This is a genomic window from Microbispora hainanensis (assembly GCF_006874475.1).
Lineage (GTDB): Bacteria > Actinomycetota > Actinomycetes > Streptosporangiales > Streptosporangiaceae > Microbispora > Microbispora hainanensis.
Genome location: NZ_VIRM01000043.1, coordinates 25982 through 48142, shown reverse-complemented (window position 1 = coordinate 48142; position 22161 = coordinate 25982). Strand labels below are relative to the sequence as shown.

At 72.5% G+C, this 22161-nt stretch carries 21 protein-coding genes; 4 read left to right on the top strand and 17 right to left on the bottom strand.

Going from position 1 to position 22161, the window contains the following annotated elements; genetic code table 11:
- Position 1: 1 nt before the first annotated feature.
- From FLX08_RS28515 to lon, 4 genes are all read right to left on the bottom strand, one after another.
- Positions 2-835 carry a MetQ/NlpA family ABC transporter substrate-binding protein gene (locus tag FLX08_RS28515; RefSeq protein WP_142623230.1) on the bottom strand — a complete coding sequence of 278 codons (834 nt, stop codon included), beginning with the start codon at positions 833-835 and terminating at the stop codon, positions 2-4.
- Positions 836-856: 21 nt separating this feature from the next.
- Positions 857-1513, bottom strand: a complete 657-nt coding sequence (locus tag FLX08_RS28510; protein WP_079319974.1) for a methionine ABC transporter permease — start codon at positions 1511-1513, stop codon at positions 857-859.
- The gene (locus FLX08_RS28505) at positions 1510-2454 is read right to left on the bottom strand and encodes a methionine ABC transporter ATP-binding protein (protein ID WP_142623228.1); all 945 of its coding nucleotides are present in this window, start codon (positions 2452-2454) and stop codon (positions 1510-1512) included. The genes FLX08_RS28510 and FLX08_RS28505 overlap by 4 nt, the downstream gene beginning before the upstream one ends.
- 275 nt (positions 2455-2729) lie before the next feature.
- Positions 2730-5090 carry an endopeptidase La gene (gene lon / locus FLX08_RS28500; RefSeq protein ID WP_142623226.1) on the bottom strand — a complete coding sequence of 787 codons (2361 nt, stop codon included), beginning with the start codon at positions 5088-5090 and terminating at the stop codon, positions 2730-2732.
- Positions 5091-5243: 153 nt separating this feature from the next.
- On the opposite strand from lon, the gene FLX08_RS28495 reads away from it, so the two are divergent.
- Positions 5244-6680 (top strand): MFS transporter, encoded by a 1437-nt coding sequence (locus FLX08_RS28495; RefSeq protein ID WP_244312954.1) that lies wholly within the window; start codon positions 5244-5246, stop codon positions 6678-6680.
- A gap of 124 nt (positions 6681-6804) precedes the next feature.
- On the opposite strand, the gene FLX08_RS28490 is transcribed toward FLX08_RS28495, so the two are convergent.
- Both FLX08_RS28490 and FLX08_RS28485 read right to left on the bottom strand, forming a co-directional pair.
- Entirely contained in the window at positions 6805-7383 is a 579-nt protein-coding gene (locus FLX08_RS28490; protein ID WP_142623222.1) for an HAD-IA family hydrolase, read from the bottom strand.
- Between the two features lie 29 nt (positions 7384-7412).
- A complete protein-coding gene (locus FLX08_RS28485; protein ID WP_142623220.1) occupies positions 7413-8246 on the bottom strand; it encodes a hypothetical protein in 834 nt (277 codons plus the stop codon).
- A 180-nt stretch (positions 8247-8426) separates the two neighbouring features.
- Here FLX08_RS28485 and arfB point away from each other — a divergent pair, with 180 nt between their 5' ends.
- Complete coding sequence (gene arfB, locus FLX08_RS28480) at positions 8427-8849, top strand: alternative ribosome rescue aminoacyl-tRNA hydrolase ArfB (RefSeq protein WP_142623218.1); 423 nt, start codon at positions 8427-8429, stop codon at positions 8847-8849.
- A gap of 85 nt (positions 8850-8934) precedes the next feature.
- Here the strand turns inward: arfB and FLX08_RS28475 are convergent, their stop codons facing one another.
- The 6 genes from FLX08_RS28475 to FLX08_RS28450 are packed head-to-tail and all read right to left on the bottom strand — an operon-like array spanning position 8935 to position 14851.
- On the bottom strand, positions 8935-9390 hold the full coding sequence (locus tag FLX08_RS28475) for an SRPBCC family protein (protein WP_142623216.1): 456 nt from the start codon (positions 9388-9390) through the stop codon (positions 8935-8937).
- Positions 9387-9629, bottom strand: a complete 243-nt coding sequence (locus FLX08_RS28470; protein WP_030507053.1) for a hypothetical protein — start codon at positions 9627-9629, stop codon at positions 9387-9389. The genes FLX08_RS28475 and FLX08_RS28470 overlap by 4 nt, the downstream gene beginning before the upstream one ends.
- Positions 9630-9655: 26 nt before the next feature.
- Positions 9656-11290 (bottom strand): amidohydrolase, encoded by a 1635-nt coding sequence (locus FLX08_RS28465; RefSeq protein ID WP_142623214.1) that lies wholly within the window; start codon positions 11288-11290, stop codon positions 9656-9658.
- Between the two features lie 21 nt (positions 11291-11311).
- On the bottom strand, positions 11312-12601 hold the full coding sequence (locus tag FLX08_RS28460) for an MFS transporter (RefSeq protein WP_208761712.1): 1290 nt from the start codon (positions 12599-12601) through the stop codon (positions 11312-11314).
- Between the two features lie 19 nt (positions 12602-12620).
- Entirely contained in the window at positions 12621-14288 is a 1668-nt protein-coding gene (locus FLX08_RS28455) for an urease subunit alpha (protein WP_142623210.1), read from the bottom strand.
- Entirely contained in the window at positions 14285-14851 is a 567-nt protein-coding gene (locus tag FLX08_RS28450; protein WP_142623208.1) for an urease subunit gamma, read from the bottom strand. The genes FLX08_RS28455 and FLX08_RS28450 overlap by 4 nt, the downstream gene beginning before the upstream one ends.
- 122 nt (positions 14852-14973) lie before the next feature.
- On the opposite strand from FLX08_RS28450, the gene FLX08_RS28445 reads away from it, so the two are divergent.
- Positions 14974-16140 carry a PucR family transcriptional regulator gene (locus FLX08_RS28445; protein ID WP_142623206.1) on the top strand — a complete coding sequence of 389 codons (1167 nt, stop codon included), beginning with the start codon at positions 14974-14976 and terminating at the stop codon, positions 16138-16140.
- Here FLX08_RS28445 and FLX08_RS28440 read toward each other — a convergent pair.
- Entirely contained in the window at positions 16137-16772 is a 636-nt protein-coding gene (locus tag FLX08_RS28440; RefSeq protein WP_142623204.1) for a hypothetical protein, read from the bottom strand. The genes FLX08_RS28445 and FLX08_RS28440 overlap by 4 nt on opposite strands.
- Positions 16773-16814: 42 nt before the next feature.
- Positions 16815-17594: an HAD-IIA family hydrolase gene (locus FLX08_RS28435; RefSeq protein ID WP_142623202.1), complete on the bottom strand. Its 780-nt coding sequence runs from the start codon at positions 17592-17594 to the stop codon at positions 16815-16817.
- An 89-nt stretch (positions 17595-17683) separates the two neighbouring features.
- Here FLX08_RS28435 and FLX08_RS28430 point away from each other — a divergent pair, with 89 nt between their 5' ends.
- A complete protein-coding gene (locus FLX08_RS28430) occupies positions 17684-18736 on the top strand; it encodes an LLM class flavin-dependent oxidoreductase (protein ID WP_142623200.1) in 1053 nt (350 codons plus the stop codon).
- Between the two features lie 6 nt (positions 18737-18742).
- Here the strand turns inward: FLX08_RS28430 and FLX08_RS28425 are convergent, their stop codons facing one another.
- The 3 genes from FLX08_RS28425 to FLX08_RS28415 form a co-directional block, all read right to left on the bottom strand.
- Positions 18743-20011 (bottom strand): molybdopterin-dependent oxidoreductase, encoded by a 1269-nt coding sequence (locus tag FLX08_RS28425; RefSeq protein ID WP_167530607.1) that lies wholly within the window; start codon positions 20009-20011, stop codon positions 18743-18745.
- A 193-nt stretch (positions 20012-20204) separates the two neighbouring features.
- Entirely contained in the window at positions 20205-20864 is a 660-nt protein-coding gene (locus FLX08_RS28420) for a response regulator transcription factor (RefSeq protein ID WP_142623196.1), read from the bottom strand.
- Positions 20843-22108, bottom strand: coding sequence for a sensor histidine kinase (locus FLX08_RS28415; RefSeq protein ID WP_244312953.1), 1266 nt, complete (start codon positions 22106-22108; stop codon positions 20843-20845). The genes FLX08_RS28420 and FLX08_RS28415 overlap by 22 nt, the downstream gene beginning before the upstream one ends.
- Positions 22109-22161: the final 53 nt, after the last annotated feature.

The following is a 22161-nucleotide window of genomic DNA, read 5'->3' as shown; positions in this document are numbered from 1 at the left end:
GTCAGGACGCGGGGATGACCGAGCCCTTGAACGTGTCCTCGATGTACTTCTTCACTTCGGGGCCGGCCAGCAGCCCGGCCAGCGTCTTCACCCGCGGGTCGCCCTCGTGCCCCTGCGCGACCACCAGGCCGTTCGCGTACGGGTTGCCCTCGGCCTTCTCCAGCACCAGCGCGTCGGACGACGGGTCGAGGTTCGCCTCCAGCGCGTAGTTGCCGTTGATCACGGCGGCGTCCACGTCGTCGAGCGAGCGCGGGAGCTGGGCGGCCTCCAGCGGGCGGAAGGTCAGGTTCTTCGGGTTGCCGGTCACGTCGCGCTCGGTCGCGGCGGTGCCCACGCCGTCCTTCAGCGTGACCACGCCGTTGTCGGCGAGCAGCTTGAGCGCCCGGCCGAGGTTGGTGGCGTCGTTGGGCACGGCGACCGTGCCGCCCTGCGGCAGCGAGGCGAGGTCCTTGACCTTCCTGGAATACAGGCCCAGCGGCTCCAGGTGCACCGGGGCGACGAAGCTCAGCTTCGTGCCCTTGGAGGCGTTGAAGTCGTCCAGGTAGGGCTTGTGCTGGAAGTAGTTGGCGTCAAGCTGGCCGTCCTGGAGCTGCAGGTTGGGCTGCACATAGTCGCTGAACTCCACGATCTCCAGCTTCAGGCCCTTCGCGGCGGCCAGGTTGTCGGCCACGTACTTCAGGATCTGCGCGTGCGGCACCGGGCTCACGCCGACCTTGAGCGGGGCGTCCGCCGCCGCCGTGCCGGAGGAGGACGCGGTGTCCGAGGACGAGGACCCGCAGGCGGACAACACGAGCGCGACCACGGCGGCGATGACGAGGCCGAGCGTTCTACGCATGGGAAAACTCCTTCAGAGGGATCAACGGTGAGAAAGACGACGGGCGACCGCGTCGCCCAGGGTCTGCGCGAGCTGCACCACGACGACGAGGACGACCACGGTGACGACCATGAGCGTGGTCTCGAAGCGCTGATATCCGTAGCGGACGGCGAGGTCGCCGAGACCGCCGCCGCCGATCACGCCGGCCATGGCCGAGTAGGAGATGAGCGTGACGACGGTGACGGTCAGCCCGGCGACCAGGCCGGGCAGCGCCTCGGGCAGCAGGACGCGGGCCACGATCGTGACGCGGCCCGCCCCCATCGCCTCGGCCGCCTGCACGACGTCGCGGCCCACCTCGCGCAGCGCCGTCTCGACCAGCCGGGCGAAGAACGGCACCGCGCCGATCGTCAGCGGCACCACCGCGGCGGCGGTCCCGATCGTGGTGCCGGTGAGCACGCGGGTGACCGGGATGACCGCGATCATGAGGACGATGAAGGGCAGCGACCGCCCGACGTTCACGACCAGCCCGAGCACGCGCCGTACGGCGGGCGCGGGGAACAGCCCGCCCCGGTCCGTCCCGGCGAGGCAGACGCCGAGCGGCAGCCCGAACAGCACGGTGAACAGCGTGGACCAGCCGACCATCACGGCGGTCTGCCCGGTGGCCTCCCACAGCAGGGGGCTCATCTCCGACCAGGTCATGCGTCCTCCTCCACCAGCAGCCCGCGCCCGCGCAGCTCCGCGAGGGCGGCGGCCGCGCCGGCTCCGGTGATCCGCAGCCGCAGCCGGCCCGCCGGGACCCCGGCCACCTGTTCGACCGCGCCCGCGGCGACGGCGACGTCCACGTCGCGCGTACGCGCGAGACGCGACAAGAGGGTGGGGTCCGTGCCCAGGGCGACCGTCACGGCGCCGGGCTCGGCGGGCGGCAGCGGGAACAGCTCGGCCGCCAGGCGCGACCCCGGGGTGGCGAGCAGCTCGGGGATGGGCCCCGCCTCGGCGATCCGCCCGTCGCTCATGATCGCCGCGGAGTCGCAGACGGCCTTGATGACGTCCATCTCATGGGTGATGAGCAGGATGGTCAGCCCCAGCTCCCGGTTGAGCCGCCGGAGCAGGGCGAGGATCGACTGGGTCGTGGCGGGGTCGAGCGCCGAGGTGGCCTCGTCCGACAGCAGCACCGACGGCTCGGCGGCGAGCGCCCGCGCGATGCCGACCCGCTGCTTCTGGCCGCCGGACAACTGCGCCGGGTAGGCCCCGGCGCGGTCGGCCAGGCCCACGAGGTCGAGCATCTCCGCGACGCGCCGGGCCCGGGCGGCCCGGCCGACGCCCATGACCTCCAGCGGGAAGGCCACATTGCCCGCCACCGTGCGCGACGACAGCAGCGCGAAGTGCTGGTGGATCATGCCGATGCGCTGGCGGGCGCGGCGCAGGTCGGCCGCGCCGAGGGCGGTCAGCTCGCGCCCGTCGACGTTCACCACGCCCTCGTCGGGACGTTCGAGCAGGTTGACGCAGCGCAGCAGCGTGCTCTTGCCGGCGCCGCTGCGCCCGAGCACGCCGAAGACCTCGCCCTTGCCGACGTGGAGGTCGACGCCGTCGAGCGCGACGACGTCGCCGTAGGCCTTGCGCAGGCCGGAAACCGTGATCACTTGCTGTCCTTCTGGGGCGTGATCCGGCGCAGGAGCGGATCGGGCAGCGGGAGGAGCGTCATCAGGGGGAATGCCTTCGTGAGGAGGGTGCGGGCGGCGGGAGATCTCAGGCCGCGGGACAACACCCCAGCTCGGGCGGGTTCATCGGGTTCGATACGCTCACAAGCGGCTGAAACGGGTGTGAGGCTAATCCTTATTCCATACCGGGAATGTGTGCTTAGTCACAGGAGAAGGCCCGCGCCTCCGGGACGGAGACGCGGGCCGTGTGGAACGGGTCAGGCGACCGCCTGCCGGGCGACCGTCGCCGGGGTGAGGGCCAGGTCGAGGACCTCGCGCACGTCGCTCACCGCGTGGACGGTGAGGTCGGCGAGCACCTCGGCCGGCACGTCGTCGAGGTCGGGCTCGTTGCGCGCCGGGATGAGCACGGTGGTGATCCCGGCCCGGTGGGCGGCCAGCAGCTTCTGCTTGACCCCGCCGATCGGCAGCACGCGCCCGGTGAGGGACACCTCGCCGGTCATCGCCACGTCGGCGCGGACCGGCCGGCCCGACAGCAGCGAGGCCAGGGCGGTGGTCATCGTGACACCGGCCGACGGGCCGTCCTTGGGCACCGCGCCCGCGGGCACGTGGATGTGCACCGACCTGTCCTTGAGCGACCCGACCGGCAGCTCCAGCTCGGCGCCCCGCGACCGCAGGAAGGACAGCGCGATCTGCGCCGACTCCTTCATCACGTCGCCGAGCTGACCGGTCAGGGTCACCCCGGTCGCCCCGGTCTCCGGATCGGCCAGCGACGCCTCGACATAGAGGACGTCGCCGCCCGCGCCGGTCACCGCGAGGCCGGTCGCCACGCCCGGCACCGCCGTACGCTGCCGGGCCTCCGGCAGGGACGACTCGGGCACGTGGCGCGGCCGGCCCAGGTAGGAGACCAGGTCGCCGGCCGTGACCGTCAGCGGGAGCTCGGCCTCGCCGAGGGCGAGCTTCGCCGTCACCTTGCGCAGGATCCTCGCGATCGAGCGTTCGAGGGAGCGGACGCCGGCCTCGCGGGTGTACTCGCCCGCCAGGCGGCGCAGCGCCGCGTCCTCCACCGTCACGTCGTCGGCGGTGAGGCCGGCCTTCTCCAGGTTGCGCGGCAGCAGGTGGTCGCGGGCGATGGCGACCTTCTCGTCCTCGGTGTAGCCGTCGAGCGCGACGACCTCCATGCGGTCGAGCAGCGGCCCGGGCACCTGCTCCAGCACGTTGGCCGTGGCGAGGAACAGCACGTCGCTCAGGTCGAGCTCGACCTCCAGGTAGTGGTCGCGGAACGTGTGGTTCTGCGCCGGGTCGAGCACCTCCAGCAGCGCCGCCGTCGGGTCGCCGCGATAGTCGGCGCCGACCTTGTCGATCTCGTCGAGCAGCACGACCGGGTTCATCGAACCCGCCTCGCGGATCGCCCGGACGATGCGGCCGGGCAGCGCCCCCACGTACGTGCGCCGGTGGCCGCGGATCTCCGCCTCGTCGCGGACGCCGCCGAGGGCGACGCGGACGAACTTGCGGCCCATGGCGCGGGCGACCGACTCGCCGAGCGAGGTCTTGCCGACGCCGGGAGGACCGGCCAGCGCGAGGACCGCGCCGCTGCGACGGCCGCCGACGACGCCGAGGCCCTGGTCGGCCCTGCGCTTGCGCACCGCGAGGTATTCCACGATGCGGTCCTTCACGTCGGTCAGGCCCGTGTGGTCGGCGTCGAGCACCGCGCGGGCCCCGGCGATGTCGTAGGAGTCGGTCGTGTGGACGTTCCACGGCATGTCGAGCACGGTGTCGAGCCAGGTGCGGATCCAGCCGCTCTCGGGCGACTGGTCGGAGGCCCGCTCCAGCTTGCCGACCTCCTTGAGCGCGGCCTCCCTGACCTTCTCCGGCAGGTCGGCGGCCTCGATCCGGGCGCGGTAGTCCTCCTCCTCGTCGGAGGGGTCGCCGTTGAGCTCGGCGAGCTCCTTGCGGACGGCCGCGAGCTGCTGGCGGAGCAGGAACTCCCGCTGCTGCTTCTCCATGCCCTCCTGGACGTCCTTGCGGATGGTCTCCGCGACGTCCATCTCCGCGAGATGATCGCGGGCCCAGCCGACCAGCTTGTCGAGGCGCTCGGCCGGGTCGTTGAGCTCCAGCAGCAGCAGCTTCTGCTGGGTGGTCAGCCAGGGGGCGTATCCGGAGCTGTCCGCGAGGACGGCCGGCTCCTTGATCTGGTTGACGGCGTCGACGACCTGCCACGCGCCCCGCTTCTGCAGGATCGTGGTGGTCAAAGTCTTGTATTCCTTGGCGAGCTCCTCGGCCCTGGGCCCGGCCGGGACCGGTTCGAGCACGGTCGCCTCGACCCACAGCGCCGCGCCCGGGCCGGCGGTGCCGGTGCCGACCCGCATGCGGTCGACGCCGCGGACCACGGCCGCGGGCTCGCCGCCCGGCAGCCGGCCGACCTGTTCCACGACGGCGCTCACCCCAACCGGGCCGTAGCGGCCGTCTATGCGGGGCACCAGCAGGACCGTGCTCTCGCCACTCGCGCGTGCGGCGTCGATGGCGGCGCGGACCTCGGAGTCCGACAGATCGAGAGGCACGACCATGCCGGGCAGGACGACCTCGTCGTCGAGCGGAAGGACGGGAAGGATCTGGGACATCAGCACTCCACTAGGTTGAGTTATGCCGACTCAACTAACAGGAGTCCGATCCTGTTCCCTGTTCTGCGTCAGTTCGCTGTGAGCGATCGTAATTGTGTAATCCGACTTGCGCGAGGGTCAGGCCACTGCTCCGGGTAACGCATGATGGCGTCCATGACATCCGGAAATATCCGGCTCCGCTCGGCGCCAGGCCGGTGGGTGCTGGTCACCACGGTCCTCGGGTCGGGCATGGCGACACTCGACGGCACCGTGGTCAACGTGGCCCTTCCCGCTCTCGGGCGCGACCTGCACGCCGGAATGTCCGGCCTCCAGTGGACCGTGAACGCGTACACGCTCACCATGGCCGCGCTGATCCTGCTGGGCGGGTCGCTGGGCGACCGGCTGGGCAGGCGGAAGATCTTCGTCACCGGGGTGGTCTGGTTCGCCCTGGCCTCCGCGCTCTGCGGAGCCGCGCCCAACACGCCCGTGCTCGTGCTCGCCCGCGCGCTCCAGGGCATCGGCGGGGCCCTGCTGATCCCCGGGTCCCTGGCGATCATCCAGGCGAGCTACGTGCCGGACGACCGGCCGCGCGCCGTGGGCGCCTGGTCGGGGCTGGGCGGCGTGGCCGCCGCGCTCGGGCCGTTGTTCGGCGGCTGGCTCGTGGAGACGGCGGGCTGGCGCTGGGTGTTCCTGCTCAACCTGCCGCTCGCCGCCGTCGTGGTGGGCGTCGCCACCCGGCACGTGCCCGAGACCCGCGACGCCGGGTCGAACGGCCGCTTCGACGTGCTCGGCACCGTCCTCGCCGCGCCCGCGCTGGCCGGGCTGACGTACGGTCTGATCCTGGCGGGCGACGGCCTGGTGCCGCTGGCGGCCGGGATCGTCCTGAGCGTCTGTTTCGTGGTGGTGGAGATCCGGCGTTCCCCCCGGTCGCTCGTCCCCGTGGGGGTCTTCGCCTCGCGGGAGTTCACCGCGGTCAACGTCGTCACGCTGGTCATGTACGCGGCGATGGGACTGGTGTTCTTCCTGCTGGTCGTCCAGCTCCAGGTGTCGGCCGGGTTCTCCCCGATCGCCGCCGGGTCGGCGATGCTCCCGGTGACGATCCTCATGCTGCTGCTGTCGCCCCGGGCGGGCGACCTGGCCAAGCGGGTGGGCCCGCGCCTCCCCATGACGGCCGGCATCCTCCTGTGCGCGGCCGGGCTGCTGCTCATGAGCCGCATCGCCCCCGACGCGTCCTATCTCGCCGACGTGCTTCCCGCGGCCGTCGTGTTCGGGCTGGGCCTGTCCGCCGCCGTCGCCCCGCTCACCGCGACCGTGCTCGCCACCGCGGAGGAGCGGTACGCGGGCGTGGCGAGCGGGATCAACAACGCCCTGGCCCGGACGGGCGGCCTGCTGGCCGTCGCCGCCGTCCCGCCGCTGGTGGGCCTGACGGGGGCCGCCTACGACTCCCCGGCGGCGTTCACCCGGGGGTTCCACACCTCGATGCTGGCCGCCGCGGCCATGATGGCCGTCGCGGCGGCCCTCACGTTCGTCACGATCAGGCGGAACGTCCTCGTGTCCGTGCCCGAGCCGCCCGCCCCCGGCTGCCCGGTCGAGGCGCCTCCCCTGACCTGACGGGGACGCCGCGCGGCCGCCACGGGTCGTCACAGGTCGCCGGGGCCGCCGGAGGCTGCGCCCGCAGCACGATGTGCCCGGACGGGATCGTGGACCCGGCCGGGCAGCACGCGCCGGACGCTCCCTACGCGAGCAGCGTCTTGAGCTCCTCGCGCAGGGCGGCGGCGTCGCGGAAGTGGACGGCGGCCAGCCCCGCCCGCTCGGCCGCCGCGACGTTCTCCTCCCGGTCGTCCACGAAGACGAGGTCGCCGGGGGCCGCCCCGAGCCAGGCCACGGTCTCGTGGAAGATCTCCGGCTCCGGCTTCACCAGGCCCATGCGGCCGCTGTAGAACCGGGGGCCGATCGGCCGCATGAACGGCAGCGTGTCGATGGTCTCGGCGATGCAGACCGGCATGTTGGACAGCAGCGCCATGGGCACCCCGACGCCGGCCAGCTCGCCGGTGATCGCCACGGTCTCCTCGTTGGGCCGCGACCAGCTCGCCGCGTCGAGGGAGACGACCGCGTCCAGCTCGGCTCCGCCCATCGGCCTGCCGTACACGTGGGACCAGTACGCGGCCGGGTCGAGTGTGCCCCGGTCGAAGTCGAGCCGCGCCGCCCAGTAGCGGCCCTCGAATCCCGGATCACCTCCCGCCATGCGCGCGACGTCTTCGGGGTCCTGGGGAAGCGACACGACGTTGCCGTAGTCGAAAAGCACAGTCTTCATGGTCGTACGAGCATAACCCGTGTGCGGAATCAGATCACATAGGGCGTGAGGAACTCGTTGGCGCTCCCGCAGCGCAGGTAGTTGCGCACGGTGTGGAAGTCGAGCCAGTCGATGTCGCAGGAGACGTCCCGTTCGACGCCGTCGAAGCACGACGCCAGCACGGCCGGGATCGCGGCGATGTCGTCCTTGTCGGCGATGTTGATCCAGCGGCGCACGCCCGGCGGGCGCGCCCCGCGCCCCCGCACCGGGACCGGCGCGAGCCGCTCGAAGACGACGTCGCGCATGCCGAGCGGGCTGCCCAGCGTCACCAGCAACTCGACCGGGAGGTCGGGATGCGCCCACAGGGCCTCGTACGTCACGACGCTGCCGAGCGAGTGGGCGACCACCACCCGGGGACGGCGCCTGCGGATGACCTCGGCGACCGCCTCCCGGGCCCGCACGCGCGGGTCGCCGCCGCCCAGATAGGCGGCCACCTCCGGGCAGAAGTCCTGGGCGAACCGCACCGCCTGCGGGCCCATCCTCGTCAGCAGCCATTCGGCCAGCCGGTGCGCGAGACCGGTGAGCGACTCCCCCGCCGCCTCGCGGAACGGGCCGCCGAGCTGGACCGCCCAGTCGGCGAGGACCAGCTTGGCCGGGGTCGCCATCTGCCGCGGCGGCTTCGGCGGCTCGCTGCGCAGGTGATGGGCGTAGTAGGCGATCTCGGCGAAGTACTGACCGGTGCCGTCCGCCCGGCCGGTGAGGCCCTGGTGCAGATAGGTGTTCCACTTGGCCCGCACGGCCTCGGCGGCGCCGCCCGCCGACCCGCCGGCCTCCTCGAAGTAGTGGTATTTGCCGATGCCGTGGACGCCCACGATCGAGGTCATGCTCCCGCCCATCCCTGTCGCCCCGATGCCCGGGGCCCGCCGGATTCCGGGGCCACTGTGCACGACGCGATCGGCCGCGACAACCACGCGCCGCGTTTACGGTGATAAATGGAGAGCGGTGGTGATATTCACCCCGATAAGTTTGGTCGTCCCGTGCGTCCGTAGAAAAGGAGACAACCGATGTCAGGCCCGTTGCACGTGCGCGGCTCGATCGTCGTGCCCGAAGCGGAGCTCGCCTGGCGCTTCTCCCGCTCGTCCGGGCCCGGCGGCCAGGGCGTCAACACCACCGACAGCCGGGTCGAGCTGAGCTTCGACCTCGCCCACACCGCCGCCCTCGGCCCGGTGCTCAGGGCCCGCGCGCTCGAACGGCTCTCCGCCCGCGCGGTGGACGGTGTGATCACGGTCGCGGCCTCGGAGCACCGCTCGCAACTGCGCAACCGGGAGGCCGCGCGGGAACGGCTCGCCGCCCTCCTCCGCGACGCCATCGCGCCGCCGCCCAAGCGGCGCCGTCCCACCAAGCCGTCCAAGGGCGCGGTCGAGCGCCGTCTTGCGGCCAAGAAACACCGCTCCGGCCTCAAGCGCCTGCGCCGCACGGACGACTGAGACGCGCGGCGCTGTCGCGCGGGTGCGTGATGCCCATCTCCGGCGCCGCCCCCATCGCGCCCTCCTTCGGACCAACTTCCTGTACTTATTGGTCCATTTTGCCGAGATGGGCGGCGATGGCGTCCTCCCAGGAGCGCAGGAACGCCGGGTAGCCGGCGGCGAAGGCGGCCAGGTCGGCCTCGGCCGCGGCGGTGAGCGAGGTGAGGTCGTAGGTGACCGTCACGTCACTGTGCCCGCGCTCCGCCCGAGCGAGCGTCACGCCGACGGTGCCGGCGTGGACCCCCTCGCGCACCCGGGCGTAGGAGAGCGACCGGCCGGGCTCGCGGTGCAGGACGATCCACGTGGTGGTGGCCCCATGCGCATGGGTCTGGAAGACCGTGCCGGGCGCCGTGTCGTCCGTGGCCCGTTCCGGGAACCGCGGCTCCCATCCCTCCGCCCAGTCCCGTTCGCCGTACGGGGTGAACAGCCGGAACGCCTCGGCGGGCGCGAGCGCGACCCGGAGGCTGCCGGTGAGGCGGCGGCGCCGCGGGCCGGCGCTCACCTCTCCTCCAGCCGGTGGGCGTCGGCGGCCGTCAGAGTCAGGCCGTAGACCTCCTTGAGCTGCCCGATCTTCGCGAGGGTCTCCGGCCCGAACGGCGACTTGCCCTCGAAGGCGTGCAGGACGATTCCCTCCACGAGGTCGCCGAGGGACATGTCCAGATATTCGGCCAGGCCCTTGAGCACCTTCAAGGTGTTGCGCTCGACGCGAAGGCCGGTCTGCGTCCGCTGCACTGTTACCATGGTAACAACGTACCACTTACCACAGCCTATGCGGACAGGCCGGCCTCGTCGAAGACGAATGCGCCGCCGACGACCGTGGCCAGCACGGCGACGTCCTTGATCCGCTCGGGGGCGACCGCGAACAGGTCGTCGCCCAGGACGACGAAGTCGGCCAGTTTGCCGCGTGACAGCGTGCCCTTGTCCCGCTCCTCCCCCACGGCGTACGCCGAGCCGACCGTGTACGCGCGCAGTGCCTGCTCCAGGGTGAGGGACTCCGCGGGGGTGAACGGCACGCCACTCGCCGTACGGCGGTTGACCAGGTCGTGGATGCCGAGCAGCGGGGCGCCGTCGGCCACCGGGCAGTCGGAGCTGCCCGGGACGACGATGCCGGCCTCCAGGAACGACCTCTGCCGGTAGCAGCCGAGCGAGCGCTCGGGGCCGAGGGCGGCGAGCATGCCGTCACCGAGCTCGGAGACGAACCGGCCCTGAGGCACCGGGATGACACCGAGCCGGGCGATCCTCGCCACCTGGGCGTCGCTGGTCACCGCGCAGTGCTCGATGCGGTGGCGGGCACCGGGCCGGGGATCCCGCGCCTGCGCCTCCTCGTAGGCGTCGAGCACGACGTCGATCGCGTGGTCGCCGATGGCGTGGGCGGCGATCTGCCAGCCCGCGGCGTGCGCCCGCAGGATGAACGCGCGCAGCGCCCCGGCGCCCTCCTGCAGCAGTCCCCGGTTGCCCGGCTCTCCCTCGTAGTCGCAGCACATGGCGGCGGTGCGGCCGATGAGCGAGCCGTCGGAGAACAGCTTCACCGGCCCGATCCGCAACCGGTCGTCGCCGATGCCGGTGCGGAACCCGAGGTCGAGCCCGAACCAGCCGTCGCCGATGTCGTGCAGGTTGGGGGAGCCGGGCATCAGCGTGACCCGCTGCGGCAGCACGCCCCGCCGCACCGCCTCCTGGAAGGCCGCGAGGTCCCAGGCGCCGTTGCCGGCCAGCCCCCGGCCGATGCCGGGCTCGGTGAAGCTGGTCAGGCCCTCGGCGGCGGCCGCCCGGCCGGCCAGCGCGATGCCCTCGACGAAGTCCTCGAACGGCACCGGGCGCAGCACGGCGTACGCCAGGCCCTGGGCCTGCTCCGCGAGCAGCCCGTCGGGCCGGCCGGCGGCGTCCCGCCCGACCGTGCCGCCGGGGACGTCCGGCACGTCCTCGACGCGCTCGAAGCCCATGCGGGCGAACGCCGCCGTGTTCGCGACACCCATGTGGCCGGAGACGTGCTGGAGCCAGACGGGCCGGCCGCCGGCCGCCCGGTCGAGCGCCTCGCGGCTCGGATGCAGCCCGCCCAGCTTGTTCTGGTCGTAGCCCGCTCCCTTGACCCACGCGTCCTGCGGCAGGCCCGCCGCGCGCTCGGCGACCTTCGCGTACAGCTCGTCGAGCGTCCGCACCCGGCCGTCGCGCAGGTCCAGTTCGCGCAGCCGCTGGCCCCGCATGCTCAGGTGATGATGGGCGTCGTTGAATCCCGGCACCACCGGCGCGCCCCGGAGATCGACCACGACGTCGGCGGTGAGCCCGTCCAGGTCCTCGTCCAGCCCCGCGATCCGGCCGGCGAACACGCCGAGCCGGGTCGCGGCGGGCCGGTCGGGGTCCAGGGTGGTGAACCGGCCGTTGACGAACAGGACGTCCAGACGCATGGTGCTTCCCTCCGAGGTTGCTCAGGCGGCCGTGGTGGCGGGCCGGGCGTTCGCCGCGGCGGCGGAGCGGCGACGCAGGCCGGTGACGCACGCCATCGTCAGCAGGATGATCACGATGTACTGCGCCACGACGAGCCAGATCGATCCCGACCACGTCAGCAGGGCCTGAGCGATGAGCGGGGTGGTGCCGCCGATCAACGCGCCGCACAACTGGTAGGACAGCGAGATGCCGGTGTAGCGCACCCTGGCCGGGAACGCCTCGGCGAGGAAGCCCGCCAGCGCCGCGTACGACGCGCCGCCGAACACGATGCTCAGGGCGAGGCCCAGCGTGGCCAGCGGCGCGGAGCCCGTGCCGACCAGCAGGAACGTCACCGGTGTCATGAAGATCAGCACCGTGAACGCCGCCAGCATGAACTTCGCCGCTCCCCAGCGCTGCCCGAGCACGGCCCCTGCGGGCTGCGTGACGAACTGCACGACCGCCACGACGAGCAGCACGTTCAGCATCGTGCCCTTCGCGATGCCGAGGTCGGTGGTGGCCCACGACAGGATGAAGGTGTTGGTGAAGTAGGCCGAGGCGATGCCGACGCCGCTCGCGCCGATGCCGAGCAGCACCAGCGGCCAGGCCGTGCGGAAGACCTCCGCGACGGGGAGCTTGACGACCTCACGCTGCTCGCGCATCCGCACGAACTCCGGCGACTCCTCGAGCCGCAGCCGGATGACCAGCCCGATCACGAGCAGGACGGCGGAGGCGAGGAACGGGATGCGCCAGCCGTACGACAGGAACGCGTCGTCAGGCAGCAGGCTGACCAGCGCGAACATGCCGGTGGCGAGGATCGACCCCGCGGGCGAGCCCTGCTGGGCGAACGCCGCGTAGAAGATGCGCTTGGGCCCGGCGTGCTCGGCGGCGATCAGCACGGCGCCGCCCCACTCGCCGCCAACGGCGACGCCCTGCACCAGGCGGAGCGCGGCCAGCAGCACGGGCGCCGCCATCCCGATGGACTCGTACGTGGGCAGGATCCCCACCAGGGTCGTCGCGCCGCCCATGAGGAGCAGTGTGGTGATGAGTGTGCCCTTGCGGCCGATGCGGTCGCCGAGGTGCCCGAAGACCACGCCGCCCAGCGGACGGGCCAGGAACCCGACCCAGAACGTGGCGAAGGACGCCATGACGCCCGCCGTGGGGCTGGCCTCGGGGAAGAACAGCCTGCTGAACACCAGCGCCGAGGCCGTTCCGTAGATGTAGAAGTCGTACCACTCGATGGAGGTGCCGACGAAGGACGCGATGCCCGCGCCGCGGGCCTTGCTCGTACTCAATTGCGTATCACCAGGGGGGCTAGGCGAAATGATGCAGTCGGGACAGAGGCACCTCGGTGGCGGGGTCCACGTGGACCTCGGCGCCGTCCACCAGGACGGGACCGGGCTCCCGGGACACCTCGACCCGCGGGGTCGCCGTGTTGCGGCACATGTCGGCCCTGGTCAGGCCGCGCGTGCGGCGGATGGCCGCGTAACGCAGGCCCGTGGGCAGCGCCTCACGGGCGTCCGCGGAGTCCAGCGCCTCGTGGGCGACGAAGATCCGCGACAGGCGGGCCGGCGCGTCGCCGAGCCCGCCGAAGTACGGGCGGTAGATGCGGGGCTGGGTCAGCCGGGTCGAGCCCGAGCCGCTGCCGGACACGCCCCATGCGACGAAGCCGGCCTTGATCACGAGCTCGGGCTTGGTGCCGAACCACGCCGGGTTCCACAGCACGATGTCGGCCAGCCGCCCCGGCTGCAGGGTGCCGACCTCGTGCGCCATCCCGTGGGCGATGGCGGGGTTCAGCGTGAGCTTGGCCAGATAACGCAGGACCCGCGCGTTGTCCGGCTGCGCGGCCCCCGTGCGCAGCGCCTGCAGGTGGGCGAGCTGCCAGGTCCTGCGGATCGTCTCGGCGACCCGTCCCATGCCCATGGAGTCGGAGTTGACGATGCTGATGGCGCCGAGGTCGTGCAGCGCGTTCTCGGCCGCGATGGCGTGCGCCCTGATCCGGCTGCGGGTCACCTCGACGTCGCTGCCGATGTGGTGGTTCTGCCGGTGGACGGTCATCGTCATCGGGAACAGCTCGCCGACCGTGTTGGTGGTGTAGGGGATGGTCGGCGTCGTGGAGGACGGCAGGATGTTCGGCTCGGACAGGATCCGGAGCAGGTCGGGGTGTCCGCCGCCGCCCTCCACGTGGTAGGCGTGCACCGTGCGCCCCCGGGTGGCGGCGACGGTGTCGGCCAGGTAGCCCGACTCGTTCATCGAGTCGGTGTGCAGCGCGACCGGCAGATCCGCCTGCTCGGCGACCCCAAGACAGGTGTCCACGATCGCGGGCGTCGCACCGAAGTCCTCATGGATCTTGAAACCACCGGCGCCGGCGAGCACGGCCTCCTCCAGCAGCCTCGTCGAGCTGGAGGATCCGCGGGCGAGGAACGCCACGTTCAACGGGGTGCCCCGCCAGGCGCTCATCAGCGTGTGCAGGTTGTGGGCGGGGTTGCAACCCACGTCCCAGACGCCGCCGAGGCCCATGCCCACGACGGTCGTCACGCCGGAGGCGAGCGCGGCGGGCGCGATCTCGGGCGAGGACAGGTGCACGTGCGAGTCGATGACGCCCGGCGTCGCGATGAGGCCCTCGCCGGTGACGATCGCCGTGTGGGAGTCGATCGCGAAGTCCCCGTCGCCGTTGTTCGCGGCGCCGACGCTGACGACCCGGCCGTCCTTGACGCCGATGACCGTCTTGCGCACGCCGAGCACCGCGTCGAGCAGCACGACGTTGGTGACGACCAGGTCGAGCGCCGACTCCCGGTCGGCGCGCGGGGAGGCCAGCAGCCCGTCCCGCAGCGTCTTGCCGCATCCGCCGAGCAGCTCGTCGCCGTACGGTGTGTCGTCGTGCTCGACCTCGATCCACAGACAGGTGTCGCCGAGCCGTACGCGGTCGCCCGTGGTCGGGCCGTAGATCCTCGCGTAGGTCTTCCTCGGGATGGTCGTCACGCCTTCACCACCTCCACGAGCCGCTCGGTTCCAGGAGGGAAGGCGAGCGCGGTGCCTGCCGGGATGTCCAGGCGCATGCCCGCCGCTCGTGCCCGGTCGAAGGACAGGGCGGGGTTGACCTGGTCGAGCGGGAAGTGCGAGGAGACGTAGACGGTCTGCTCGCCCTCGTTGCGCACGGCGATCCGCCCCCGGTCGCGCCCCTCGTTGAGGTGCAGCTCGCCCTCGGCGGTCTCCACCGCGCCCGGGCCGCGCCCGTCCCCCACCCCGAACGGGGTGTCGACGCAGACCAGGGCTGTGCCGTTCGGGAACAGCGCCTCGACCTGCACCTGCGGCACCAGGTCGGGCACGCCCTCCATGACGTCGTCCATGGTGAGGAGCGACCGCGCCGCCGCCACGACCTCCTCCAGGGACGCGCCGTCCCAGGCGCGCTCGAGGATCTCGTCGCAGAGCAGGGCGACAGCCTCCGGGGCGTTGAGCCTGCGGCCCCGGGCCCGGCGCCGCCGCGCCAGTTCCGCGACCGTGAAAAGGGTGATCCGCTCCTGCTCGCGAGGTGTCAGGTGCACAGTCCGCCCTCGCTTTCGTCTCCGCTCGATGGCCCGTCCTTGCGGGCGAGTCAACCGTAGGCGCAGGTTAGGGAGCCACCCAACGGCATTCCGCCGCGGAATTCAGCGGCTAGATTGTGCAGATGAACACTCCCCCTCCAGCACCGGTGGCCGAGCTCGCGCTGCGCTGCCTCGACGACATCGACGACGTCGTCGAGGAGTGGCTGGCCCAGGTCGAACTCGTCGACCCGTACGGGTCGCCCGACCCACCCGTCTCCCGTGACGAACTGCGGGGCACGGCGTTGGCCGGGCTGGACATGTTGCTGCGGCACATCGCCACGGGATCGGTCGCCCCCGGCATGGCCGGGCTCTCCGAACGCGTCGGGGAGCGCAGGGCCGGCCAGGGGGTGCCGTTGGAGTCGCTGCTGGCCGCGGCGCGGCTCGACGCCCGGGTGCTCTGGCGGGCCATGAACGTGCGGGCGACACCGGAGGCGCTGCCCGGCCTGATCGCCGCGGCCCACCTGGTCTGGGAGGCGGTGGAGCAGCACGTGACCGGGCTGATGACGGGCTACCAGCGGGCGGTGCTGGAGATGGGACGGCAACGTGAGGACCAGCGCAGGGCGTGGTTCGCCCGCCTCATGGACAGCCAGGGCCGCAACCCCGACGTGGTGCGCGACGCCGGCCGCGTCCTCGGGTTCGCCCCGGCACAGCCGGTCCTCGCCGTGGTCGCCCATCCCGGCGAGGGGGCGGCGCTGCGCGCCGCGGCGGCGGCGATGGCCGGGATCGGCGTTCACTACCGCCACGAGTCGCCGACCGGTGACGTGCTGATCGTGCAGCCGACGGCCCGGACCGCCGGCGCGCCGCGGTCGGTCCTGACCGCGCTCACGGGGGTGCGCTGCGGCGTCTCCCCCGTCGTCTCCGGCCTGTCGGAGGTTCCCCGCGCCGTACGGCTGGCCGCGGCGGCCGAAGGAGCGTCGCGGGCCGGTGCGGGGCCGCGGCGGCTCGAGGACGCCTGGCTGGACGTCTTCGTCGGCGGCAGCGGGGAGCTTGCGGCCGAGCTCGCGCACCAGGTGCTCGGCCCGCTGGCCGCCCTGGGCGGCTCGGAGGGCGAGCGACTGCTGGAGACCGTGCGGATCCATCTGACCGGCTCCGGCTCCGTCGCCGACACGGCCGCGGCCCTCTACTGCCATCGCAACACGGTGCAGCACCGCTTCGCGCGCTTCCGCGAGCTCACCGGCCGGGACGTGCGCGTCCCCGAGGACGCCGCCGTCGTCGCCCTCGCGCTGCGCGCCGCCGACGCCCTCACCTAGATCCGGCGGTCTTCCATCTCCCAGATGTGGTCGACCACGTGCCAGACGATACGGCGGGCGGCGTAGCGGACGGGCCAGCCCTCACCACCGGCAGGAAACGCCTCGGCGGGCCGTTCGAGCACCCACACGATGTCCTCGCGCATGGCAGTCAGGCCGGCCTCGTCCTTGAACGGCTTGTGCCGTACGCCGATCTTCCGGGCGTACGCGCGCTCGGCCTCCACGACGTGGGAGACCATCTTGTCGCGGTCTCTGCCGCCGCCCCTGGGGCCCTTGCGCAGCTCCTCCGGGGACGTCGCGGCCACCTCGGCGAACACCGCCCACGCCGCGCGGGCGAGGGCGGCCGCACGCGCGGCCTCCGGCGCGTCCACCGGCTCCCGGTCGAAGTCCGGGATGGCGGAGATCGCGCCGAAGTCCGTGGTGCTGTCGCCCTTGACCCGCCCGACGACCGTCGGGTCGCCCGGCGTGAACTCCAGCCCCGCCCGCTCGGCGATCAGCCGGAAGCGCGGCGTGTAGTCCACGAGCGTGCCGAGCGCGGCCTCCTCCGTCCTGCCGATGCGGCACCAGCCCGGCCAGTCGATCGAGCAGGCGAAGACCTTCTTGGGGCCGATTTCCAGGTAGACGCGATGGTTCATGCCGTCCAGCCTGGCACCCGTACCTGACAGGCCGCGTCAGGTTCAGACCAGCTCGATGAGGTCGGCCACGGAGTTGACCACCTGCGTGGGCCGGAACGGGTAGCGGTCGATCTGGTCCTTCTGCGTGACGCCGGTGAGCACCAGGATCGTGTGCAGGCCGGCCTCGATGCCGCAGACGACGTCGGTGTCCATCCGGTCGCCGATCATCGCGGCGGTCTCGCTGTGGGCGTCGATCTGGTTGAGCGCGCTGCGCATCATCATCGGGTTGGGCTTGCCGACGAAGTACGGCTCCACCCCGGTCGCCTTGGTGATCATCGCGGCCACCGCGCCGCAGGCGGGAAGCGAGCCCTCGGTCGAGGGGCCGATGGGGTCGGGGTTGGTCGCGATGAAGCGGGCGCCGTTGTCGATCAGCCGGATCGCCCGCGTTATCGACGTGAAGCTGTAGGTGCGGGTCTCGCCCAGCACCACGTAGTCGGGGTCGAGATCGGTCAGCACATATCCGGCCGCGTGCAGGGCCGTGGTCAGCCCCGCCTCCCCGATCACGTACGCCGAGCCCTCGGGCCGCTGGTCGGCGAGGAACTTGGCGGTGGCCAGCGCGGAGGTCCAGATCGCCTCCGGCGGCACCTCGAGCCCGGCCGCGCGCAACCGGACGGACAGGTCGCGGGGGGTGTAGATCGAGTTGTTCGTCAGGACGAGGAACCGCTTCCCCGACTCCTTCAGGCGCCTGATGAACTCGTCGGCACCCGGCACCGGCTGCCCCTCGTGGACCAGCACCCCGTCCATGTCGGACAGCCACGACTCGATGGGCTTTCGCTCGCTCATGTGTCCAAGCATGGCAGGTGACGGAGTGACGAAGCACACCTCTCGCCATGTCCGGAAATATCGTGATGCGACCTCAGGTTGGCCCGAGCATGAGCGATGACAACATCCGTGGGGTGCCGCGCGGGACGGCCGAGGTGCCGCTGTCGATCCTGGAGCTCGCGACCGTGGGCGAGGGGTCGACGCCCACCGAGGCGCTGCGCGACGCCACCGAGCTGGCCCGCCGGGCCGAGGAGTGGGGCTACCACCGCATCTGGGTCGCCGAACACCACGGGATGCCCGGAGTCGCCAGCTCCTCTCCGGCCGTGCTGATCGCGCACCTCGCGGCGGCGACCCGGTCGATCCGGATCGGCTCCGGCGGCGTGATGCTGCCCAACCACGCCCCACTGGTGATCGCCGAGCAGTTCGGCACGCTGCACGCGCTGCACCCCGGCCGCATCGACCTCGGCCTCGGCCGCGCCCCCGGCACGGACATGGCCACGGCGAACGCCCTGCGCCGCTCGGCCGACGTGGACCCGGACGAGTTCCCCCAGCAGGTGGCCGAGCTGACCGGCTTCCTCGACGCCGCCTTCCCGTCCGGCCATCCGTACGCGAAGATCCAGGCGGTGCCGCGCGGTGACGACCGTCCGCCGATCTGGCTGCTCGGCTCCAGCGGGTTCAGCGCCAGGCTGGCCGGGCTTCTCGGGCTGCCGTTCGCCTTCGCCCACCACTTCAGCGCCGCCAACACCGAGCCCGCGCTCGACCTCTACCGCTCCTCGTTCCGGCCCTCGGAGGTGCTCGACCGCCCGTACGCGCTGATCGGGGTGGCGGCGGTCGCGGCCGACACCGATGAGGAGGCGCTGCGCCAGGTCATGCCGGGCGCGCTGTCGTGGCTGCGCCTGCGGCAGGGGCGGCCCGGCCGTACGCCCACGGTCGAGGAGGCGGAGGCCTACCCGTACACCCCGATGGAGCGGGAGTTCGTCCGCGACCGGCTGTCGAACGTGGTGCACGGCGGCCCCCAGACCGTGCGCGACGGGCTGGAGGAGCTGCGCAAGCGCACCGGGGCCGACGAACTGATGATCACCACGCAGGTCCACGGCGGCGCGGCGCGCCTGCGCTCCTACCAGCTGATCGCCAAGGCGTACGGGATGATCCAGGAGGCGTGAGGGCGGTCAGGGCATGTCGCTGGGCGGGGCCACGATCAGCTCCAGCGGGTGGTGCCCGTTGTAGCCGAGTCCGTGCTGGTTCCACACCACGTCCTCCGGGCGCGGCTGGACATTGCCCGCCTTGTCCCTGGCACGGGACATCACGCGATACTGCCCCGGTTTCACCCCGGGCCAGGGCACCTCGAACCGCACCCACATGTAGGGCTCGGCTGTGCTCAGCAGCGTGGCCGTCCGCCATGGCATCTCGGTGACCCACCGCCCGGGGGCGGCCAGCTTCTCCACGGAGACGTCGACCCGCTCGATCGCGCCCGCCCCCGACCACGCCCGCCCGCGCAGGGTGATGTCGCCGGGAGCGAGCGTGATCTCCCGGTCGTGCTCGATGGCGCTGCGTACGGGACCGACGGTCAGGGGGACCGGTTCGGGATAGGCGGGACCGGTGAGCAGGTGCCGTGTCTGCAGCCCCGACGGCGGAATGCGGTGCTTCGACACCTCGATCTCGCCGAGCCACTTGACATAGCTGACAGCGGCCCAGCCCGACAGGAGCAGGCGCAGCGGATAGCCGTGATCGACGGGCAGGTCCTGCCCGTTCATGCGATAGACCAGCAGAGTGTCGTCCTCGAGCACCTTCCCGGCGGGAGCGACCTGGGAGTAGTGGACCGAGCCACCCGGGAGGCTCGGGTTGCGGATGACGTCGAGGCCGGTGAACCTCACGTCCACCGGAGTTTCTGCGCCGGCCGCCGCCAGCACGTCCTTGGCCCGCACCCCCGTCCACTCGGCGGCCCCCACCGCGCCGAAGTGCCACTGGGTGTAGCCGACCGGAAGCCAGCGATCGCCGGCTCCGCCGGGCGGCAGCTTGGGGAAGAACGCGGCGCAGTTCGCGCCGCAGTCGATCGTGCGCTTCAGCGTCACGGACGGCATGGCCAGCAGGTCCTCGTAGGTGAACGACCGCGGCCGGGTGAGCGCGTCGCCGGTGAGTTTCAGCCGCCATATCCGGCGGTCGATCTCCGGCGGGCGGGCCCTGTTGTGGATGTACATCCGGTCGTTGGGGACCAGCTCCCCATATCCGACGTGTTCGCCGTGGAGGACCGCGTACCCGACCGGACCCCACTTCATCTCCTGGGAGCCGTTCTCCCGCTGGACGAAATACCACGACGGCGTCGCCTGCACGACGAAGTTGTTTTCGGGGGCCGGCGCCCCGGGAGCCTGGACGAAGTCTCTCGCGGCCGCCGTCGCGGGCGCCTGGGCGACGAGGTACGGCACGGCCGCGCCCGACATGGAACCCACGATGAACGCGCGCCGCGAGCATCCCGCCTCTGCTGTCAGTTCCGGTGGGCGGCCGGCCCCGCCCCCTCCGCGATCCCGTCGTCGCCTGGCCATGGGAGCCTCATCCACTGCCGATCGAAAGAATCGGACATATAGCCCTTTATTTCCATCTTCCGCCCTACCCGACAGATCGGCCCGACACCCCTCAGCCGCGCAGGAACGTGACGACGGCGAGGACACGGCGATGGGCGTCCTCGTCGGGAGGCAGGTCGAGCTTGGCGAGGATGTTCCCGATGTGCTTGCCGACGACGGCCTCCGACACCGCCAGCGCGCGGGCGATCGCGGCGTTCGACCTGCCCTCGGCCATCAGGGCGAGGACCTCGCTCTCCCTGGGGGTGAGCCGCCGCAGCGGGTCGCGGCGGCGGCGCAGGAGCTGACGCACGACCTCCGGGTCCACGACCGTCCCCCCGCCGGCGACGGTGGTCAGGGCGTCCACGAACTCCTCGACCTCCCCGATCCGGTCCTTGAGGAGGTATCCCACGCCGGTGCCGTCCCCGGAGTCGAGCAGTTCGGCCGCGTAGGTCTGCTCGACGTACTGGCTCAGCACCAGGACGGCGAGGCCGGGGTGCGCCGCGCGCAACGCCACGGCGGCCCGCAGTCCCTCGTCGGAGAAGCCGGGCGGCATCCGCACGTCGGTGACGACGATGTCGGGGGCGTGCTCCTCCACCGCTTTCACCAGCCCCTCGGCGTCGCCCGCGGTGGCGGCCACCCGGTGGCCGAACCTGGCCAGCAGCGTGGCCAGTCCCTCGCGGAGCAGCACGCCGTCCTCGGCGACGACGACGGTCAGGGAAGGGCCGGCAGACATTCGATCTCCGCGCGCAGCAGGGTGGGGCCGCCCGGCGGGCTCGACAGCATCAGTCTGCCCTCGAACGCCGAGACGCGGTCGGCGAGCCCGGCGAGCCCGGTGCCGGCGGTCACGTCCGCGCCGCCCACGCCGTCGTCCCGGATCTCGACGGTGAGCAGCCCGTCGCCGAGCCGGCCCCGCACCGAGGCCCGCTCGGCTCCGCTGTGCTTGGCCACGTTGGCCAGGCCCTCGCTGACGACGAAGTAGGCGACCGACTCCACCGGCCCCGGCAGGCGGGGCACGTCAACGTCGACCTCGACCGGGACGGGCGACCGGTCGGCCAGTTCCGCGACCGCGGCGGGCAGCCCGCGATCGGCGAGGATGCGGGGATGGATGCCGCGGATGAGGTCGCGGATCTCCGCGAGGGCGAGCTTCGCCTCCTCGTGCGCCCTGGCCACGAGCCCGGACGCTTCCTCCCCCGTGGAGACCTTGGCCAGGCCGAGCGTCATGGTCAGCGCGACCAGCCGCTGCTGCGCGCCGTCGTGCAGGTCGCGTTCGATGCGCCGCCGCTCGACCTCGAACGCCTCGACCAGGCGGCTCCGGGAGCGGGTCAGCTCGGCGAGCCGCTCGCCCGGCTCGCCCTTCTCCGACGTGAGCAGCAGCCGGGCCAGCAGGGCGTGCGCGGTGGCGAGGGCGGTGATCGGGTACGCCGCCAGAACGAGCACCGCGACCCCGAGGAGCGCGGCGGCGAACGCCTCGACGAGCGAGTCGAGCGGCCAGAACTTCAGCAGCACGATGGGCCCCGCCTCCGCCACGCTGATCGGGGCGCAGATCATCACGAGCGGCACAAGCAGGCCGTACGTCACGGCGATCAGCTCGACCGGGCCGAGCACGACGGCCAGCAGGCCCGCGTAGGCGAGTGCCCTCCACGTCGCCTGCTCGCGCAGGCGCGTCGCGAGCCATCCGCGCGGGCCGGGGGGCGCGGGGCGGTGGGGGCTCGGCGCGGGCTCGGCGTCCAGGATCCGCAGCCGCCGGCGTTCGAGCGCGCCCAGCGGCACGGCGGCGACCACCGGGAGCGCCAGCAGCGGCACGCCCACCAGGAGAACGGTGAGCACCGCCCCGGCGGTCAGCGAGACGACCAGCGACGCCAGCACGACCACGCCCACGACCGCGCCCGTCACCAGGTAGGCGAGGGCGCGCCAGGGCAGCGAGGTCGCCGGCAGGTCCTTGCGTGCGAGGACCTGCCACGGGCCGTTGAGGCGCACCCGACCCACCCTAGAGGCCGTCCGGGCCCGGTCGAAGACGGCCAGGCCCCCCT

Bases quoted from the DNA above. Each gene is read 5' to 3' on its own strand.
- FLX08_RS28515 (WP_142623230.1), bottom strand. From the start codon at position 835: ATGCGTAGAACGCTCGGCCTCGTCATCGCCGCCGTGGTCGCGCTCGTG.
- FLX08_RS28510 (WP_079319974.1), bottom strand. From the start codon at position 1,513: ATGACCTGGTCGGAGATGAGCCCCCTGCTGTGGGAGGCCACCGGGCAG.
- lon (WP_142623226.1), bottom strand. From the start codon at position 5,090: ATGTCCCAGATCCTTCCCGTCCTTCCGCTCGACGACGAGGTCGTCCTG.
- FLX08_RS28495 (WP_244312954.1), top strand. From the start codon at position 5,244: ATGACATCCGGAAATATCCGGCTCCGCTCGGCGCCAGGCCGGTGGGTG.
- FLX08_RS28490 (WP_142623222.1), bottom strand. From the start codon at position 7,383: ATGAAGACTGTGCTTTTCGACTACGGCAACGTCGTGTCGCTTCCCCAG.
- FLX08_RS28485 (WP_142623220.1), bottom strand. From the start codon at position 8,246: ATGACCTCGATCGTGGGCGTCCACGGCATCGGCAAATACCACTACTTC.
- arfB (WP_142623218.1), top strand. From the start codon at position 8,427: ATGTCAGGCCCGTTGCACGTGCGCGGCTCGATCGTCGTGCCCGAAGCG.
- FLX08_RS28470 (WP_030507053.1), bottom strand. From the start codon at position 9,629: ATGGTAACAGTGCAGCGGACGCAGACCGGCCTTCGCGTCGAGCGCAAC.
- FLX08_RS28465 (WP_142623214.1), bottom strand. From the start codon at position 11,290: ATGCGTCTGGACGTCCTGTTCGTCAACGGCCGGTTCACCACCCTGGAC.
- FLX08_RS28445 (WP_142623206.1), top strand. From the start codon at position 14,974: ATGAACACTCCCCCTCCAGCACCGGTGGCCGAGCTCGCGCTGCGCTGC.
- FLX08_RS28440 (WP_142623204.1), bottom strand. From the start codon at position 16,772: ATGAACCATCGCGTCTACCTGGAAATCGGCCCCAAGAAGGTCTTCGCC.
- FLX08_RS28435 (WP_142623202.1), bottom strand. From the start codon at position 17,594: ATGAGCGAGCGAAAGCCCATCGAGTCGTGGCTGTCCGACATGGACGGG.
- FLX08_RS28430 (WP_142623200.1), top strand. From the start codon at position 17,684: ATGAGCGATGACAACATCCGTGGGGTGCCGCGCGGGACGGCCGAGGTG.
- FLX08_RS28425 (WP_167530607.1), bottom strand. From the start codon at position 20,011: ATGTCGGGCGCGGCCGTGCCGTACCTCGTCGCCCAGGCGCCCGCGACG.
- FLX08_RS28420 (WP_142623196.1), bottom strand. From the start codon at position 20,864: ATGTCTGCCGGCCCTTCCCTGACCGTCGTCGTCGCCGAGGACGGCGTG.